Origin of the sequence: Marinobacter goseongensis (assembly GCF_023156235.1) — a bacterium.
Lineage (GTDB): Bacteria > Pseudomonadota > Gammaproteobacteria > Pseudomonadales > Oleiphilaceae > Marinobacter > Marinobacter goseongensis.
Genome location: NZ_JAKZAI010000034.1, coordinates 1 through 16,163 on the forward strand (window position 1 = coordinate 1; position 16,163 = coordinate 16,163).

General features: G+C 60.5%; 17 protein-coding genes. 8 read left to right on the forward strand and 9 right to left on the reverse strand.

Annotated elements, in window-relative coordinates:
• Positions 1–363 precede the first annotated feature (363 nt).
• Positions 364–651: a hypothetical protein gene (locus MLC70_RS17210; protein ID WP_248185585.1), complete on the forward strand. Its 288-nt coding sequence runs from the start codon at positions 364–366 to the stop codon at positions 649–651.
• A gap of 14 nt (positions 652–665) precedes the next feature.
• Here MLC70_RS17210 and MLC70_RS17215 read toward each other — a convergent pair whose 3' ends face one another.
• From MLC70_RS17215 to ftsY, 8 genes are all read right to left on the reverse strand, one after another.
• Positions 666–2,150, reverse strand: a complete 1,485-nt coding sequence (locus MLC70_RS17215; protein WP_248185587.1) for a HAMP domain-containing sensor histidine kinase — start codon at positions 2,148–2,150, stop codon at positions 666–668.
• A complete protein-coding gene (locus MLC70_RS17220) occupies positions 2,137–2,817 on the reverse strand; it encodes a winged helix-turn-helix domain-containing protein (protein WP_248185591.1) in 681 nt (226 codons plus the stop codon). Before MLC70_RS17220 ends, MLC70_RS17215 begins: the two co-directional genes overlap by 14 nt.
• Positions 2,818–2,933: 116 nt before the next feature.
• Complete coding sequence (hyi, locus tag MLC70_RS17225) at positions 2,934–3,713, reverse strand: hydroxypyruvate isomerase (RefSeq protein WP_248185593.1); 780 nt, start codon at positions 3,711–3,713, stop codon at positions 2,934–2,936.
• 2 nt (positions 3,714–3,715) lie between these two features.
• The gene (locus tag MLC70_RS17230; RefSeq protein WP_248185594.1) at positions 3,716–4,648 is read right to left on the reverse strand and encodes an NAD(P)-dependent oxidoreductase; all 933 of its coding nucleotides are present in this window, start codon (positions 4,646–4,648) and stop codon (positions 3,716–3,718) included.
• A gap of 145 nt (positions 4,649–4,793) precedes the next feature.
• Positions 4,794–5,654 carry an RNA polymerase sigma factor RpoH gene (gene rpoH / locus MLC70_RS17235; protein ID WP_248185595.1) on the reverse strand — a complete coding sequence of 287 codons (861 nt, stop codon included), beginning with the start codon at positions 5,652–5,654 and terminating at the stop codon, positions 4,794–4,796.
• A gap of 196 nt (positions 5,655–5,850) precedes the next feature.
• Positions 5,851–6,843: a permease-like cell division protein FtsX gene (gene ftsX, locus MLC70_RS17240; RefSeq protein WP_248185596.1), complete on the reverse strand. Its 993-nt coding sequence runs from the start codon at positions 6,841–6,843 to the stop codon at positions 5,851–5,853.
• Positions 6,833–7,504, reverse strand: coding sequence for a cell division ATP-binding protein FtsE (ftsE, locus tag MLC70_RS17245; protein ID WP_248185599.1), 672 nt, complete (start codon positions 7,502–7,504; stop codon positions 6,833–6,835). The genes ftsX and ftsE overlap by 11 nt, the downstream gene beginning before the upstream one ends.
• A 15-nt stretch (positions 7,505–7,519) precedes the next feature.
• Complete coding sequence (ftsY, locus tag MLC70_RS17250) at positions 7,520–8,701, reverse strand: signal recognition particle-docking protein FtsY (RefSeq protein ID WP_248185600.1); 1,182 nt, start codon at positions 8,699–8,701, stop codon at positions 7,520–7,522.
• A gap of 159 nt (positions 8,702–8,860) precedes the next feature.
• Here ftsY and rsmD point away from each other — a divergent pair, with 159 nt between their 5' ends.
• Entirely contained in the window at positions 8,861–9,499 is a 639-nt protein-coding gene (rsmD, locus tag MLC70_RS17255) for a 16S rRNA (guanine(966)-N(2))-methyltransferase RsmD (protein WP_248185601.1), read from the forward strand.
• A gap of 7 nt (positions 9,500–9,506) precedes the next feature.
• Here the strand turns inward: rsmD and MLC70_RS17260 are convergent, their stop codons facing one another.
• Positions 9,507–10,685, reverse strand: a complete 1,179-nt coding sequence (locus tag MLC70_RS17260; RefSeq protein ID WP_248185603.1) for a DesA family fatty acid desaturase — start codon at positions 10,683–10,685, stop codon at positions 9,507–9,509.
• A 174-nt stretch (positions 10,686–10,859) separates the two neighbouring features.
• On the opposite strand from MLC70_RS17260, the gene mutM reads away from it, so the two are divergent.
• The 6 genes from mutM (at position 10,860) to MLC70_RS17290 (ending at position 16,032) form a co-directional block, all read left to right on the forward strand.
• Positions 10,860–11,672 carry a bifunctional DNA-formamidopyrimidine glycosylase/DNA-(apurinic or apyrimidinic site) lyase gene (mutM, locus tag MLC70_RS17265; protein ID WP_248185604.1) on the forward strand — a complete coding sequence of 271 codons (813 nt, stop codon included), beginning with the start codon at positions 10,860–10,862 and terminating at the stop codon, positions 11,670–11,672.
• A gap of 167 nt (positions 11,673–11,839) precedes the next feature.
• A complete protein-coding gene (locus MLC70_RS17270) occupies positions 11,840–12,172 on the forward strand; it encodes a hypothetical protein (protein WP_248185605.1) in 333 nt (110 codons plus the stop codon).
• A 77-nt stretch (positions 12,173–12,249) separates the two neighbouring features.
• Positions 12,250–12,939: a GMP/IMP nucleotidase gene (yrfG, locus tag MLC70_RS17275; RefSeq protein ID WP_248185606.1), complete on the forward strand. Its 690-nt coding sequence runs from the start codon at positions 12,250–12,252 to the stop codon at positions 12,937–12,939.
• Positions 12,940–12,980: 41 nt separating this feature from the next.
• The gene (gene hslR / locus MLC70_RS17280; protein ID WP_248185607.1) at positions 12,981–13,391 is read left to right on the forward strand and encodes a ribosome-associated heat shock protein Hsp15; all 411 of its coding nucleotides are present in this window, start codon (positions 12,981–12,983) and stop codon (positions 13,389–13,391) included.
• A gap of 81 nt (positions 13,392–13,472) precedes the next feature.
• Positions 13,473–14,327 carry an Hsp33 family molecular chaperone HslO gene (gene hslO / locus MLC70_RS17285; RefSeq protein ID WP_248185608.1) on the forward strand — a complete coding sequence of 285 codons (855 nt, stop codon included), beginning with the start codon at positions 13,473–13,475 and terminating at the stop codon, positions 14,325–14,327.
• A gap of 172 nt (positions 14,328–14,499) precedes the next feature.
• Positions 14,500–16,032: a phosphoenolpyruvate carboxykinase gene (locus MLC70_RS17290; protein WP_248185609.1), complete on the forward strand. Its 1,533-nt coding sequence runs from the start codon at positions 14,500–14,502 to the stop codon at positions 16,030–16,032.
• Positions 16,033–16,163: the final 131 nt, after the last annotated feature.

Below are 16,163 nucleotides of genomic sequence, written 5' to 3' on the forward strand. Positions count from 1 at the left end.
ATCGGACTACGGGAAAAGGGTCGAAATTAACCGACATTACTAAGCAGTGAGTGGTTCGGTGATTGGGGGCAGGTCAGCGGGGGCGGTGTGGACTGGTCTGTGCGTTGAGACATAAAAAAACCCCGTTGAATAACGGGGTAAGGCTAGCGCTGTGCTGGAGGGGGAAGCAAGCGGTTATTACCGCCTGCTCCCAATTCAACCGTTTCTATTTTGCACACGGGGGATTACACGGTCCTGTCTGCGCTATTACGTTTTGGTCAGGGTAGGGTGCAGCGCAGATTAGGTTGCGCACTCTAGAGAATCGGCATAGCGTTCAGGCTCAGAACTCTATGATCTTCCTGACGACAAACACGGGGAACCGACATGAACACCCAGAAACTGATGAACACCGCACTGAACAGCCTGGACGCCCTGGGCTACCGCCTGGACCAGTACGGCATTACCGGCAAGGTAAACCGCCACAATCTGGCGGCTTTCCTGATGGTTGAGCAGAAGCATCTGGAAGGCGAGTGGGACAGCATTCAGGCACGTATTGATCGCCGCCGCTCACAGGTTGAAGGCATTCTGTCCTTCGTTGAAACCCGCACCGACGCCGTTATTGGCCCGGTGATGGCTCGGGTGAACCGCTTCCGCGGCGTGTCCGGCCACTGATCCGGGTGTTCCTGCTAGGCGCGGGAGGCTTCTGACGGGGCGTTCTTCGACTCCCCGTTGCCGGCGCCTTCCGGGCCGTCTGCCTGGGCGGCGCGGATCCGTTTTTTGACCGGATTGTACGCCGGTATACGGATGCTCACCGTCAACCCGGGATACTCCTCACCCGGGTGATGATCCGCCAGTTCAATCCTGCCCTGATGAATCTCCGCCACCGCACTGACCAGGCTCAGCCCCAAGCCATTACCCGGCAGTGAACGGCTCTTGCCGACCCGGTAAAAGCGCTGGAAAACCTGATCTTTCTCGTCGTCCGGAATACCGATACCGCTGTCACTCACCTCGAATACTGAATCCGTGCCGTCGCGATGGACCGACACCCGGATCATGCCTTTTTCGGGGGTGTACTTGATGGCGTTGTCGATCAGGTTGCTGACCATCTGGAACAGCAGATCCCGGTCACCTTCGATCAGCACCTGCGTGTCCAGCGCCTGCTGGAACACCTGTTCCTTGTCCTCTGACAACGCCTCGTAAAGCTCACAGGCATCACTGACCAGCTCATCGAGCGACACTGGCTTCATATCTGCTGCGTTGCCCCGGGTTTCCAGACGCGCAATTCGCAGCAGCGCATTGAACGTGGCCAGCAGCTGATCGGCTTCGGCCACGGCACGACCGGCCTGCTCCCGGGCCTCATCGTTATCGACCGACATCAGGGTGTTTTCCAGCTGATTGCGCAGCCGTGTCAGGGGGGTTCTCAGATCGTGGGCGATGCTGTCGGAGACATGGCGAATGCCTTCCATCAGATAGACGATGCGGTCCAGCATCTGGTTGAGGTTTTCCGCCAGCTGGTCGAAGTCGTCCTCGGTTCCACGGGTGGGTATCCGCAGTGACAGATGACCGTTCATAATTCGTCGGGAGGTGTTGTTGATCACCTCGATGCGCTTGGTGGTACTTCGGCTCATCAGGAAGCCGCCCAGCAGGGCAAGCGCCAGGGTAATGCCCATCCCCCAGTTGATGGCGGTTTCGATCACCCGTTTCAGGTTGGTGAGTTCGTCCACGTCGCGGCCCACCAGTAGCCGCAGACCGCCCTGAACTTCAAAGATACGCGCCCGGGCCAGGCGTTCCGGCCCTTGCCAGCCCACGGATTCGTTGAGGGTAAAGTTGATCCAGCCGCTTTCCGAGCGCGCCCCCTCCGGCCAGGTTTCCACGTTACCGGCCAGTTTGAGGAAATCGTCGGTGGTCAGCAGATAGATGGACTTGGCCTTGGGGTCACGGGCAACACGTTCACGGATGATGGTAATCAGACCATTGATGCCCCGGCCGCGGTATTGCTCCGCCAGGCCGGCAATTTCAGCCTCAATGGTCTGGTCCGTCTGGGCGGTCATAAAGCCGGCGGTGCGCCAGTAAATGAACGCCAGCAGCAAAAACACCGAGGTGGCAAACACCACCATGTACAGCAATGCTAGCTGGAAGGACGAGGTCCGGAGCTGACTAAGCAGTTTCACGGAGCATGTACCCAGCACCCCGAATCGTCTGCAGCAACGGAGTCTCGAATTCCTTATCGATCTTGGCTCTCAGCCGGCTGATATGCACATCAATCACGTTGGTCTGTGGATCAAAATGATAGTCCCAGACTTTCTCCAGGAGCATCGTTCGGGTCACTACCTGACCGGCGTTGCGCATCAGGTATTCCAGCAGGCGGAACTCCCGGGGCTGCACGTCGATGTTCTGCCCCGACCGTTTGACGGTTCGCGCCAGCAGGTCCATCTCCAGATCCGCCACCCGCAATACCGTCTCGGTTTCCGCCGACTGCCGGTTGCGGCGCACCAGCGATTCAATACGCGCCAGCAGCTCGGTGAAGGAGAACGGTTTGGTGAGGTAATCGTCGCCGCCGCCGCGCAGGCCTTCCACCCGGTCGTCCACGTCGCCCAGCGCACTGAGAATCAGCACCGGAACCTGGTTGCCGGTGGCGCGCACGGTCTTGATGATGGATAACCCGTCCATGCCTGGCAGCATGCGATCGACAATCATGATGTCGTAATCCTCACTGGCCGCCATCATCATGCCTTCCTTGCCGTCAGCCGCGTGGTCTACCACGAAGTCCGATTCTTTCAGCCCTTTGACAAGGTAGTTTGCTACATCCTGATCGTCTTCAATTACCAGCGCTTTCACCGGTTATCCTCCCGATAGCGGATTACTTGTTAGCCGTTACATTACAAACAGGGTACGAATAAGTTTGTAATGCGGCCAGTTACGATCTTGTAAGAGGGTGTCGCCTATGGCGACGGTCACGGATGATCGCGAAACCACCCCAGACTCTCGGTGGTTGTGCTGGCGGGGCGGTATTCAGCACTCAGCCAACCGCAATAACCCATGGCATCCAGCGCGTTAAAAACATTCGAAAAGTTAATCTCCCCGGTGCCAGGCTCATGCCGACCTGGATTATCCGCAAACTGCACATGGCCGATCCAGGGCATCAGGCACTCCAACGTGCGAACCAGATCACCCTCCATGATCTGCATGTGGTAAAGGTCATACTGCAGGCGCACATTGTCTGCGTCCACCTCTTCGATCAGACCGATAACGCGGGCCGAGGTGTCGAGGAAAAAGCCGGGCATATCCACCCGCGAGTTGATGGCCTCGAGGCACAGGGTGATGCCCTCGGGCTCAAGCTGCTCTGCGGCCCAGCGCACGTTGGCGACCAGTGTCTGCCAGGCCTGCTCTTCGCTCAGATCGGCTGGGCGTATTCCGGCCAGGCAATTCACCTGACGACAGTCCAGCACCCGCGCGTAGTGGATGGCCCTGACCACACCCTCACGGAATTCCTCCACCCGGTCCGGCAGGCAGGCAATACCACGCTCGCCCGCGTCCCAGTTGCCGGGCGGCAGGTTGAACAGCACCTGGGTGAGCCCGTTGGTGGTCAGCGCCCGGCGAAGCTCCTCCGCCGGCCAGGCATAAGGAAAGAGATACTCCACGCCCTTGAAGCCGGCCATGCGGGCCTGCTCGAAACGCTCCATGAACGGCACTTCCGTAAACAGCATCGACAGATTGGCGGCGAATTTCGGCATGCTTATTCCCTGTTCCCGCTGCGAGCGCTTTTTGACCCCGGGACGGTTGAGCCCAGCAGCGTGCCGTTGAGGTGTTCCAGTTCCAGCAACAGGCCACTGTGATCCACATCGCTGTGGCCATTGGCGATCAGCGACAGGTATTCATTATGAACCTGTTGAGACAACGGCAAGGTCAACCCCTCGGCGCGGGCCTCATCCAGAATCATCCGCATATCTTTGAGCTGAATCCGCGCCGGGGCGCCAGGGGCAAACGCCCGATCAATCATGCGCTGGCCATGCAACTCCAGAATCCGACTGCCGGCAAAGCCACCCATCAACGCCTCCCGCACCGCAGCGGGATCGGCGCCGCCTTGGGCCGCCAGCAGCAACGCTTCCGACACGGCACCAATGGTGATACCAACAATAGCCTGATTCGCCAGCTTCGCCAGCTGGCCTGACCCCACCGGCCCGATCCGCGTACACTTGCCCAAGACCTCAAACACCGGGCGCGCCCGATCCACATCCTGCTCCAACCCACCGGCCATGATACTCAGACGCGCCTCAGTGGCGCCCACGGTGCCGCCAGAGACCGGCGCATCCACATACCCCGCGCCCTGCTCTGCGGCCAGCCCGGCATGGCGACGGGCCACCGAGGGCTGGATGGAACTCATATCAATCAGCAGCGCGCCGGATTTCAGCGCAGTGATTCCACCCTGCTCGACCAGCACCTGTTCCACCACCTCGCTGTTTTCCAGCATCGTGATAACCACATCTGCATCCCGGACCGCCTGTTCCGGAGATTCGGCAATGGTGGCCTGATCCTTGAACGGTTCGCACTTGCTCGCCGTGCGATTCCAGAGCGTCATTGAAAATCCCGCATCCAGAAGATTCCGAGTCATCGGCCCACCCATCAGACCAATACCCAAAAAGGCTATGTGCAATTGTTTTTCAGTCATCGCTTTTGAACCTTACTCCAAATGCCGGGGAAGTGGGTGGGCAGGGGATTCCACCCCAAGGTTTATTGAAATCAATTATACAAACAAAAACGCCACCAGGCTGAAACAGCGTGGTGGCGTCAGAAAGACCAAAAATTCGTGAGCGTCAGGCCGCTTCGACCATACTCGCTTTGATCTTCTTCATGGCATTCTTCTCGAGCTGGCGAATACGCTCGGCAGACACCCCGTACTTGTCAGCCAGCTCATGCAGCGTGGACTTGCTCTCGGTCAGCCAACGCTCCCGCAGGATATCCTGGCTGCGCTCGTCCAGATGCTCGAGGGCCTGCATCAGGCGGCCGTTGGAATCCTCGGACCAGTCCGCGTTCTCCAGCTGCACCGCCGGATCGCTGCGATGGTCCTGCAGGTAATGCGCCGGAGCCTGATAGGCGTTGTCGTCATCATCGTCCATCGGACCATCGAACGCGGTGTCGTGGGAGGCCAGGCGACCTTCCATTTCCCGCACGACCCGCGGCTCCACACCCAGATCCGCCGCCACGGCATTGAGCTCGTCGTGACTGAGCCACGCCAGACGCTTTTTCTGGCTGCGCAGGTTGAAGAACAGCTTGCGCTGGGCCTTGGTGGTGGCCACTTTCACGATGCGCCAGTTGCGCAGGATGAACTCGTGAATTTCAGCCTTGATCCAATGCACGGCGAACGACACCAGGCGCACACCGAATTCCGGATTGAAGCGTTTGACGGCCTTCATCAGCCCGACGTTGCCTTCCTGGATCAGGTCGGCCTGGGCCAGCCCGTAACCGGAATAGCTGCGGGCAATGTGAATCACAAAACGCAAATGAGAGAGCACCAGCTGGCGGGCCGCGTCTACGTCGCCTTCATAATGAAGACGCTCGGCGAGATCCCGCTCTTCATCAGCGGTCAGTACCGGAATCCGGCTCGCAGCCTGGATGTAAGACTCGAGATTCGCACCCGGAACCAGTCTGTCAATCAGCTGTAAACTCGTACCCATGCTTGTTTCCTCCGAACCTGGCGGCCGCTAAATATACCAATTGTCACTTAGACCGCCAAGACCTTGATAAGTTCCTTGTGTTTCCCAGTAACCCGTTACAAAACAACAATCTGGAAAACCCTCACTGCCCTTCCCTGGTTGCCACACTACGCCGCGAGAGACAGATTCTTCAATACGGTTTTACCGCAACCCCGGATCAGCCGCCGGCGATCTCCCCCGGCTCGATGGCGTCCAGGTGGCGCTTCACAGCAACCCACGCGCCCAGCCAGCCTAACAGCATCGCCACGATTAGCAACGCCAGCGCGCCGTCAAAGGTCAGGCCGTTCAGGGAAAAATCACTGCGGTACAGCCCTGCCAGTCGCTCAACCGGCCCGCTCAGCCACCATAACGAGAGCTGCAACAGCACCCAGGCCACCACCCCACCGCCGAGGCCAAACCAGGCCCCGGTGTACAGAAACGGGCGGCGAACGAACGCGTCGGTGCCACCCACCAGTTTAGCCACCAGAATTTCATCGCGCCTGTTTTCGATGGACAACCGCACGGTGTTACCGATGACCAGCACCACCGCCGCCGCCAGCAACAGGGCCAGCGCCCACACTGCGCGGGCCAGCAGATCGGTCATTGCGTTCAGGCGCTGCAGCCAGCCCAGGTCGACCTGAACCCGGTCCACACCGTTCATCCCCTGCAGACGTGTCACCAGCGTTTCCACGCCACCGGCGGTGCGTGACGCCTCATCCGGCGTGACCAGCAGGGTATGGGGCAACGGGTTACCTTCGAGGTAATCCAGGGCGTCGTCCAGTCCGGAGGAAGCGCGGAATTCCGCCAGCGCCTGATCCTTGTCGATCAGCTCCACTTCCAGCACGCGGCTGTCGGCCTGCGCCTCGGCCTGCAATGCCCGGGCGTCGTCCAGCGTTGCGCTCTCGCTGAGGTAGGCGGTGATACGGGCGCTGCTTTCCCAGCCGGCGCTGACACCCTGAAGGCTGGTCAACAGCAACAGCAAGGCCACCGGCAGCGCCAGCGCCACGCCCATCACGGTCCAGGTCATCATGCTGGCCACCGGCGTACGCCAGAGCCGCTCGGCGCTGTCGCGGGCCACCTTGCGGTGATGGACCAGGTAGCTTTCCGCCTGCTGTTGCAGTGGTGAGCTGGACTGATTAGCGCCTTTCTGCTTGCGGGAGTCAGCGGCCACGGCCACCCCCGGCAGTCAGCTCGCCATGGTCGAGGGTCAGGGTTCGCCGCTGCATGTCGTTGATCAGGGCAATGTCGTGACTGGCGATCAGCACGGTGACCCCGACCTGACTGAACTGACCGAACAGATGCATGATGTCGGCAGACAGTTCCGGGTCGAGGTTACCGGTGGGCTCATCCGCCAGCAGTACCGGCGGCTTGTTGACCACCGCCCGGGCGATACCCACCCGTTGTTGTTCCCCGCCAGACAACTGCAGCGGGTTCATTTTTTCCTTGCTGAGCAGGCCGACCTTGTCGAGCGCCGCACGTACCCGGCGACCGATGTCCCGCGCCGGCACGCCCATCACTTCCAGCGGCATGGCAACGTTGTCGAACACCGTGCGATCGAACAGCAGCTGGTGGTTCTGGAACACCACGCCTATGTGGCGGCGAATGTAGGGAATCTGGCGTCTGGGCAGAGTATTGAGCACCTGGCCACCGACCACCACCTCACCGGCACTGGGGCGTTCCATCACCATGATCAGCTTCAACAGCGTACTTTTGCCGGCGCCGGAGTGGCCGGTCAGAAACGCCATTTCGCCCCGGGCAAGGCTGAAGTTCACCTGCCGCAGGGCGGTATGGTCGCTGTCGTAGCGTTTGGTGACCTGACGGAATTCAATCATCGGTCGTTACTGCTGTTACTGGTCGTCAAACAGGGCATCCACAAAGGTTTCTGCGTCGAAGCTGCGCAGATCGTCCACCTGCTCACCCACGCCGATGTATCGAATGGGCAACTGCAACTGGCGCGCGATAGCGAACACAATACCACCCTTGGCGGTGCCGTCCAGTTTGGTCAGGGTAATGCCGCTTACCCCCACCGCCTGCTGGAACACCTGGGCCTGGCTCAGGGCGTTCTGGCCGGTACCGGCGTCCAGCACCAGCATGACTTCGTGGGGCGCGGTGTCGTCCAGCTTCTTCATCACCCGCACGACCTTTTCCAGCTCGTTCATCAGGTTGTCTTTGTTCTGCAGGCGGCCGGCGGTGTCAGCGATCACCACATCCACACCGCGGGACTGGCCCGACTGGATGGCATCAAAAATCACCGAGGCACTGTCGGCACCGGTGTGCTGGGCCACCACGGGCACATTGTTACGCTCACCCCAGACCTGCAGCTGCTCTACCGCTGCCGCGCGGAAGGTATCCCCGGCCGCCAGCATCACCGACTTGCCCTCGGTCTGGAATTTTTTGGTCAGTTTGCCAATGGTGGTCGTCTTGCCCACACCGTTCACGCCCACCATCAGAATCACGTAGGGCTTCTTGCCGCCATCCAGCTCCAGCGGTTTGGTCACACCGGACAACAACCCGCGCAGTTCATCCCGCAACGCCGTTCGCAGAGCGGCGCCATCTTTGAGCTGGTTGCGCTCGAGCTTGTCGGTCAGTGATTCAATGATCTCGGAGGTGGCGGTAACCCCCACGTCGGCCATCAGTAACGTGGTTTCGATCTCTTCCAGCAAGTCCTCGTCAATCTTCTTGCCCACGGCAAACAGATCCGACAGGCCGGAAGACAACGTGGCACGGGTTTTCCCCAGCCCCAGACGGATACGTTCGAAAACGCTGGTGGGCGGCTCCTCGGCGACCGGTTCCGGTGCGGGCGCTGCCTCCTCGACCTTGTCGGCAACCGGCTCTGCCACTGGCGCTGCGGGTTCTTCCTCAGTCGGCTCAGCGGGCGCAGCAACCGGTTCGGCGCCCGGCTGCGGTTCCGGCTTTTTCTGGGGTACCGGCTTCGGGCGGGGCACCCGGCGATAGTTGCCGGCCAGATCCAGAGCAAAAATGAAAACGAGGAGGCCCAGAAGGCCGATTGCAATCCACTCTGCGGTCATATCCATACCATCAGTTGAAAATGGGCGGGAGAAAAGAGAGCCGACATTCTAGCAGACTGTCAGCGGGAATTGGGGCGGTTGCGCCCACGCCCCGGATGGCGATCGGAGGAATTTCCGTTACCATACCGCCATTCATCAGACACCGGCAGGCAGCACCCCATGGGCCAGAAACCGAAACACCAGAAAGGCGGGCGCCAGACACGCAGCGCGGCACCCGGAGCGGGCAGCAACGGCGGTGAATTGCGCATCATCGGTGGCGACTGGCGCAGCCGCAAGCTGCGTTTTCCCGACGCCGGTGGGGTACGCCCCACGCCGGCCCGTACCCGGGAAACCCTGTTCAACTGGCTGAACTACCACCTGGCCGGCCGCCGCTGCCTCGACCTGTTCGCCGGCTCCGGCGCCCTGGGTCTGGAGGCCCTGTCACGCGGTGCCGGCCACACCGTGTTTGTCGATCACACACCGGCATTGACCCAGGCGCTACGCAGTAACCTCAGGTTATTGACATCGGAGTCGGGAGACGTGATTTGCCAGAGTGTTGATGCGTTCCTGGCGCAACCGCCGGCGGAACCCTTCGACATCCTGTTCATGGACCCACCGTTCCGCCAGGGCTGGCTGGAAACGCTGCTCCCGCTGATCGCAGATCAGGGCTGGGTCAGACCGGGGGGCTGGGTCTATGTGGAACATGAAAACGAGATGCCACCCCCCCAGGTTCCGGACGGCTGGTCCCTGCACCGGCAGAAGTCCGCCGGGCAGGTCACCTACTGTCTGTTCAGAGCTGGGGAGTCAGCCGACATCTAGGCAGCGGTTACGCAGCGGGGCGCAGAGAATAGGCCCGCAGGTGTGCTGCGAAGTCTTCCAGGTAACGGATGCCGCTGGCTTCCGCTTCCTTGCACCAGTCCATCAGTGCCTGCATCTTCTCCTGAGGCTTTACGCCGCGCTTGCGCCACAGCGCCTGCAGCTCGTTGCTCATCTCGTAGATCTGACGCAGAACCGCGTTGCGCTCGAGCATCGTTTCCAGGTGCTCCTGCTCTTTCGGTTTGATCAGTGACACTTCACGAGACAGCAACTGCTTGAGCTTGCGGTAACGGGGACGAATCTCGTCGTCCATCAGCGACTTCTGCTGGCGCAACACCGGCTCCATGACCCGTTTGCGGTACTGGCGCATGATGTCAAAACGGTTGTTGGCAATGGCCTGAACGGTTTCAACATCCACGCTTAACTTGCCTGGCACATAATGAGCAATGGGCTTGAAGCCCTTGGGCTTGGCCAGACCGAACAGCTGGAACAAGCGAATATAACCCCAGCCAATGTCCACCTCGAACCAGCGGCGGGACAGCTTGGAGGAATTCGGATAGGTGTGGTGATTGTTGTGCAGCTCTTCGCCGCCAATCAGGATGCCCCAGGGCGAGATATTGCGGGCGTTGTCAGCGCATTCAAAGTTGCGATAGCCCATCCAGTGGCCGATGCCGTTGACCACACCGGCGGCCCACACCGGAATCCACATCATCTGCACGGCCCAGATCCAGATACCGTGCACACCGAACAGCAGCAGGTCGATCACCGCCATCAGGGTGATGCCCAGCATTCTGTAGCGGCTATAAACGTTGCGCTCAACCCAGTCTTCCGGGGTGCGCTGGCCGTAACGCTCGAGGGTTTCTGCAGTGGCGGAATCGGCATACAGCTCCGCGCCTTCGAACAGTACCTTACGGATACCCAGAACCACCGGGCTGTGAGGGTCTTCCTCGGTTTCGCATTTGGCGTGGTGTTTGCGGTGGATAGCGGTCCATTCCTTGGTATTCTGGGCGGTGGTCAGCCACAGCCAGAACCGGAAGAAATGCTTCAGAACCGGGTGCAGATCCAGCGAGTTGTGCGCCGAATGGCGATGCAGGTAAAGGGTTACACTAACGATGGTGACGTGGGTCATACCCAGGGCAACCAGAATCAGTTGCATCACCGAAAGGTCAAGAAGACCGTTAAACCACATACAAAATCCTCAATCAAATATCGTGGCCCGCCCGGCAATGGCACCGGCAAACCGTATCGAGCACTTTAGCGTACAGATGTAAGCCTCAACAACAGGATTTGGACGAATATTTGTTACTGATTACACTTATCCGGTTTCAGATCGTCCCTCCCCCCGCTGACCGGAGAACACCGCTTGCCCGAATTACCCGAAGTTGAAACCACCCGCCGCGGCATCGCGCCCCACTGCGAAGGGCGCACGGTTCAGCAGGTGACGATCCGCAACCGCAGCCTGCGCTGGCCCATACCCCGGGAACTGGACGAACACCTGACCGGGGCCACCATCCGCAGCGTGGAGCGCAGGGCCAAATACCTGCTATTACGGGTCGACAGCGGCACGGCCATCGTGCACCTGGGCATGTCAGGCAGCCTGCGGGTCATCACCGACAACGCCCCACCGCTGACCCACGATCACGTGGAACTGGTATTGGACAGCGGTATCCGCCTGCGGTTCAACGACCCGCGGCGCTTCGGCTGCTGGCTGTGGTCCGCCACGCCGGAACAGCACCCGCTGCTGGCCAGCCTGGGCCCTGAGCCGCTGGCACCGGAGTTCACCGGGGCCCTGCTGTTCAGGCTGTCCCGGGGCAAACAAACGCCGGTCAAGTCGTTCATTATGGACAACCACGTGGTGGTCGGGGTGGGCAACATCTACGCCAACGAGGCCCTGTTCAAGGCCGGCATCCACCCCAAACGCAAGGCCGGGCGCATCAGCCTGGACCGATACAACCGCCTGGTGGACACCATCCGGGAAACCCTGAGCGCGGCCATTCTGATGGGTGGCACCACGTTGAGGGATTTCGTGAACAGCGACGGCAAGCCCGGCTACTTTGCCCAGTCGTTGCTGGTGTATGGGCGCGGCGGCCTGCCCTGCGCGGAATGCGGCACCCCGCTGAAGGAGATCCGCATGAACCAGCGCTCGACGGTTTACTGCGGACGCTGCCAGCGCTGATGCACGGCGAAACAGGAAATTCGTTTGAAAATGCGCAAATATGATTCATAGTTAACAGAGTATCCACGTTCGTAGGCTACAATCAGACTTCATAAGACATAGCCTGCAGCCCGGCGCTCCCAAGCCGACGTACAGGAAAGACAGGCAAGATTCAGGAGACACACGAAATGACCGGCAAGATTTCTCGCGCAGTAATGACCACCCTGGCAGTTTGCCTGCTCACGTTTTCCTCCCTTGGCCACGCCCAGGCGATCGACGAAACGCCGTCGGCGCTTGCCATGACCGGTGACGCACTGCTGGTTCGCCCCGCGCTGTTCGCCACCACTATCGTAGGCACCGCGGTTTACCTGGTCTCCCTGCCGTTTTCTGCCCTGGGCGGTAACGCCGGCGAAGCCGGTGAAGTGCTGGTGGTTGGCCCGGCCAAGGCCACGTTCGTGCGTTGCCTGGGTTGCAGCCGCACCGGCCGCCGCGCCGAGCCGGTCCAGCAAGACAGCAACTGATCCGTAATATCCCCGCTTGCCAAACCCCGGCGGATTCGGCAGCCTGAAGTGACACTCACTTCAGGCTATTTTCGTTTATGGTGAACTGGTCCTCTCTCAACACGGTGTTCCTCGATATGGACGGAACCCTGCTGGATCTGCATTTCGACAATCACTTCTGGCTCGAGCACCTGCCTGCGCGCTACGCCGAGCATTACGATCTCAGCCCCGACGAAGCCCGCAACACCCTGATTCCGATGATCATGGCGGAGCGCGGCACACTGCAATGGTACTGCACCGATTACTGGAGTGACCGCCTGCAGCTGGACATCACCGGCCTGAAAGCGGAAGTGGGAGATCGCATCGGCTACCGCCCGTTCGTCACCGAATTTCTGGATGCGGTTCGCGCTGCCGGCCTGCGCTCGGTGATTGTCACTAACTGCCACCCAGACCCGCTGGCGCTGAAACTGCGCCACACGCAACTGGACACCCGGGTGGACGGCATCATCTCCAGCCACGACCTGGGCAAACCCAAGGAAGACCCGGAGTTCTGGCGCGACCTGGCCGGTCGTGAGCCCTACCGCCCCGAACACACCCTGATGGTGGACGACAGCTTCCCGGTGCTGGAAAGCGCCCGCGCCGCCGGCATTGCCCAGTGCCTGGCCATACTGGCGCCCGACAGCCAGCAGGAAGCCCGGGAAAAGCACCCGGAGATTCCCTCGATCCACCACTTCAGTGAAGTCCTGCCGGCGTTGCGCCAACGACAGCCCCTGCCATCAGGCGAATGAGCCGGTTATAATATGGCCATACGCTCATCAGGTGAGGAGACATGACGGCAACCAGCAGCACTGACGACCAGCGAGTCCGCCTCGACAAGTGGTTGTGGGCAGCGCGTTTCTACAAAACCCGCTCCCTGGCCAAAGAAGCCATCGAAGGTGGCAAGGTTCACTACAACGGCCAGCGCTGCAAGCCCGGACGGCTGGTGGAAACCGGCGCCAAACTCACCCTCAGGCTGGGCTGGCAGGAACGCATCATCATCGTGGATGACATCAGCGACCGCCGCCGGGGTGCCCCCGAAGCCCAGGCGCTTTACCACGAAACCGACGACAGCGTGAAACGTCGCGAGGATCTGGCGTGGCAGCGTAAAACCATGCAGGCCGCGCAGCTGCCGCCGGCCCGGCGCCCTTCCAAGAAGGACCGCCGTGACATCCAGCGATTCCGGGAACAGAACAACATCTGATTCAGCGCTGCGCCCGATTGGCCAGCCAGTCCGTATTCCCTTTGCCCGTTTATCACATTATTTTTTTCAGGAGACATCACCATGGCATCCCGGGACCAGTTCCAGCGATTTATCTTCGAGCACAGCCAGGTGCGCGGTGCCTGGGTGCAACTGAGTGAGAGTTACCAGGAAATCGTCAGCCAGGCCCCCTACCCGGACACCGTGCGCCAGCTCCTCGGCGAATCCCTGGTGGCCAGCGTACTGATGAGCAGCACCCTCAAATTCGAGGGCACCCTGTCACTGCAGGCCCAGGGCGAAGGCCCGCTGCGCACGCTGATGGCGGAATGCAGCCACGACCGTATGATCCGTGGTCTGGCCCGTTTTGATGAACACGCAGTGATGGAAGAATCCTTCCACAACCTGCTGGGCGAAGGCCGCATGGCCATCACCATCACCCCGGACGACGGCCAGCGCTACCAGGGCGTGGTTCCCCGCGAGGAAGAGACCCTTGCCGGCTGTCTGGAAGAATACTTCGAGCGGTCCGAGCAGCTGGCCACCAGCCTGATCATCTTCGCCAATGAAACCACCTGCGCCGGTTTGCTGCTGCAGCGCCTGCCCGGCACCAGCGACAACGACGAAGACCTGTGGGACCGCATCAACCACCTGGCCCGCACCGTGGAAGCGGAAGAGTTGCTGGAACTGGACAGCCAGACCCTGCTGCACCGCCTGTTCCACGAGGAAACCGTGCGGGTGTTCGACGCCGAACCGGTCGCCTTCCGCTGCAGCTGTTCGCGGGAACGCACCCTGGGCGCGCTGGAAGCCATTGGCCGTGACGAGTGCTACAGCATCCTCGAGGAACAGGGCTCCATCGAGATGGATTGCCAGTTCTGTCACGCTCACTATCGCTTCGATAGGAACGATATCGATCATCTTTTCACCGGCCATACGCTACACTAACGCCACGGCTGATTGGCCCGAAAGCGAGATTTGACGCGGCTTTGCGGCCTGTCGTTTTTTACCGGCGTCTCTGGCATAATAGCGCGCCTGAATTGACCCGATTGCTCAGATTTCCGTCAATTTTGGGGGGCGGCCTGAGCAATCATGAAGACATCCCGAGGGCGAGGTCGAAGTGAGCAACACTTATAATGATCTAAGTTCAGCACGACTGGTCGAGCTGGCACTGGAAAGACGCGAAGGCCAGCTGGCCTCCAACGGTTCACTGGTTGTTCGCACCGGTGAGCGCACGGGCCGTTCTCCCATGGACCGCTTTATCGTCGAAGAGCCGAGCACGGCCGACGACATCCAGTGGGGACCGATCAACCGCCCGTTCGACGCCGACAAGTTCGACGCTCTCTGGGACCGCGTTGAAGCCTACATCACCGAGAAAGACCGCTTCGTGTCCAATGTGCACGTCGGATCTGACCCGGAACATTACCTGCCGGTGAAAATGACCACCGAAACCGCCTGGCAGAACCTGTTCGGCCGCAACCTGTTCATCCGTCCGGACAGCTACAACACCGCCGACAAGCAGGAATGGCAGATCCTCAACGCCGCCAACTTCCAGTGCGTGCCCGAGCGTGACGGCACCAACAGCGACGGCTGCGTGATCATCAACTTCGCCAAGCGCAAAGTACTGCTGGCCGGCATGCACTACGCCGGTGAAATGAAAAAGGCGATGTTTTCGGTCCAGAACTTCCTGCTCCCCGAGAAAGACGTCCTGCCGATGCACTGCTCCGCCAACGTCGGCGAAGACGGCGAAACCTGCCTGTTCTTCGGCCTCTCCGGCACCGGCAAGACCACCCTGTCCGCCGATCCCGATCGTTTCCTGATCGGTGACGACGAGCATGGCTGGGGCCCGGGCACCGTATTCAATATCGAAGGCGGCTGCTATGCCAAGTGCATCGATCTGAGCCAGAAGAACGAGCCGATCATCTGGGATGCCATCCGCTTTGGCGCCATCGTCGAGAACGTGATGATCGACGAAGACACCCGCGAGCCGGACTACACCGACGTTTCCCTCACCGAAAACTCCCGCTGCGCCTACCCGCTGGAGCACGTGGAGAAGCGCGTGATCGAGAACCGTGCCGGCGAGCCGTCACACATTGTATTTCTGACCTGCGACATGACCGGCGTACTGCCGCCCGTGTCTGTCCTCAGCAAGGAGGCCGCGGCCTACCACTTCCTGAGTGGCTACACCGCGCTGGTGGGTTCCACGGAAATGGGCAGCTCCTCCAAACTGAAGTCCACCTTCTCCACCTGCTTCGGTGCGCCGTTCTTCCCGCGCCCGGCCGGCGTATACGCCGAGCTGCTGATGAAGCGCATGGACGAGTTCGGCAGCAAGGTATTCCTGGTCAATACCGGCTGGACCGGTGGCTCCTACGGTGTGGGTGAGCGCTTCAGCATTCCCACCACCCGTGGCATCATCGCTGCCATCCAGAATGGCGACCTGGACGACGCCGAAACCGAGCACCTGGCGTCGCTGAACCTGCAAGTGCCGGTGAACGTGCCGGGCGTAGACAATAACCTGCTGAACCCGCGCAACACCTGGGCCAGCCAGGAAGACTACGACGCCAAGGCCGCCGAACTGATCGGTCAGTTCGTGGAGAACTTCAAGAAGTTTGATGTGTCTGACGCGATCGTGGCAGCCGGGCCCAAGCTGTAAAAACCCGCCCGCTCCAGAAAAAGCGCCCTGCTCCCTGAGCACGGCGCTTTTTTTAGGTTCATCGCGGGTTAGCGTGAAAAAGTAGGAGACGGCGGTAAAACCGGTTAGTTTTGAGTTCGCCAAAACAACAA

What these genes read in the sequence shown, in the direction of transcription:
- MLC70_RS17210 (WP_248185585.1), top strand. Translation starts at nt 364, where the DNA reads ATGAACACCCAGAAACTGATGAACACCGCACTGAACAGCCTGGACGCC.
- hyi (WP_248185593.1), bottom strand. Translation starts at nt 3,713, where the DNA reads ATGCCGAAATTCGCCGCCAATCTGTCGATGCTGTTTACGGAAGTGCCG.
- MLC70_RS17230 (WP_248185594.1), bottom strand. Translation starts at nt 4,648, where the DNA reads ATGACTGAAAAACAATTGCACATAGCCTTTTTGGGTATTGGTCTGATG.
- rpoH (WP_248185595.1), bottom strand. Translation starts at nt 5,654, where the DNA reads ATGGGTACGAGTTTACAGCTGATTGACAGACTGGTTCCGGGTGCGAAT.
- ftsE (WP_248185599.1), bottom strand. Translation starts at nt 7,504, where the DNA reads ATGATTGAATTCCGTCAGGTCACCAAACGCTACGACAGCGACCATACC.
- ftsY (WP_248185600.1), bottom strand. Translation starts at nt 8,701, where the DNA reads ATGACCGCAGAGTGGATTGCAATCGGCCTTCTGGGCCTCCTCGTTTTC.
- rsmD (WP_248185601.1), top strand. Translation starts at nt 8,861, where the DNA reads ATGGGCCAGAAACCGAAACACCAGAAAGGCGGGCGCCAGACACGCAGC.
- MLC70_RS17260 (WP_248185603.1), bottom strand. Translation starts at nt 10,685, where the DNA reads ATGTGGTTTAACGGTCTTCTTGACCTTTCGGTGATGCAACTGATTCTG.
- MLC70_RS17270 (WP_248185605.1), top strand. Translation starts at nt 11,840, where the DNA reads ATGACCGGCAAGATTTCTCGCGCAGTAATGACCACCCTGGCAGTTTGC.
- yrfG (WP_248185606.1), top strand. Translation starts at nt 12,250, where the DNA reads ATGGTGAACTGGTCCTCTCTCAACACGGTGTTCCTCGATATGGACGGA.
- hslR (WP_248185607.1), top strand. Translation starts at nt 12,981, where the DNA reads ATGACGGCAACCAGCAGCACTGACGACCAGCGAGTCCGCCTCGACAAG.
- hslO (WP_248185608.1), top strand. Translation starts at nt 13,473, where the DNA reads ATGGCATCCCGGGACCAGTTCCAGCGATTTATCTTCGAGCACAGCCAG.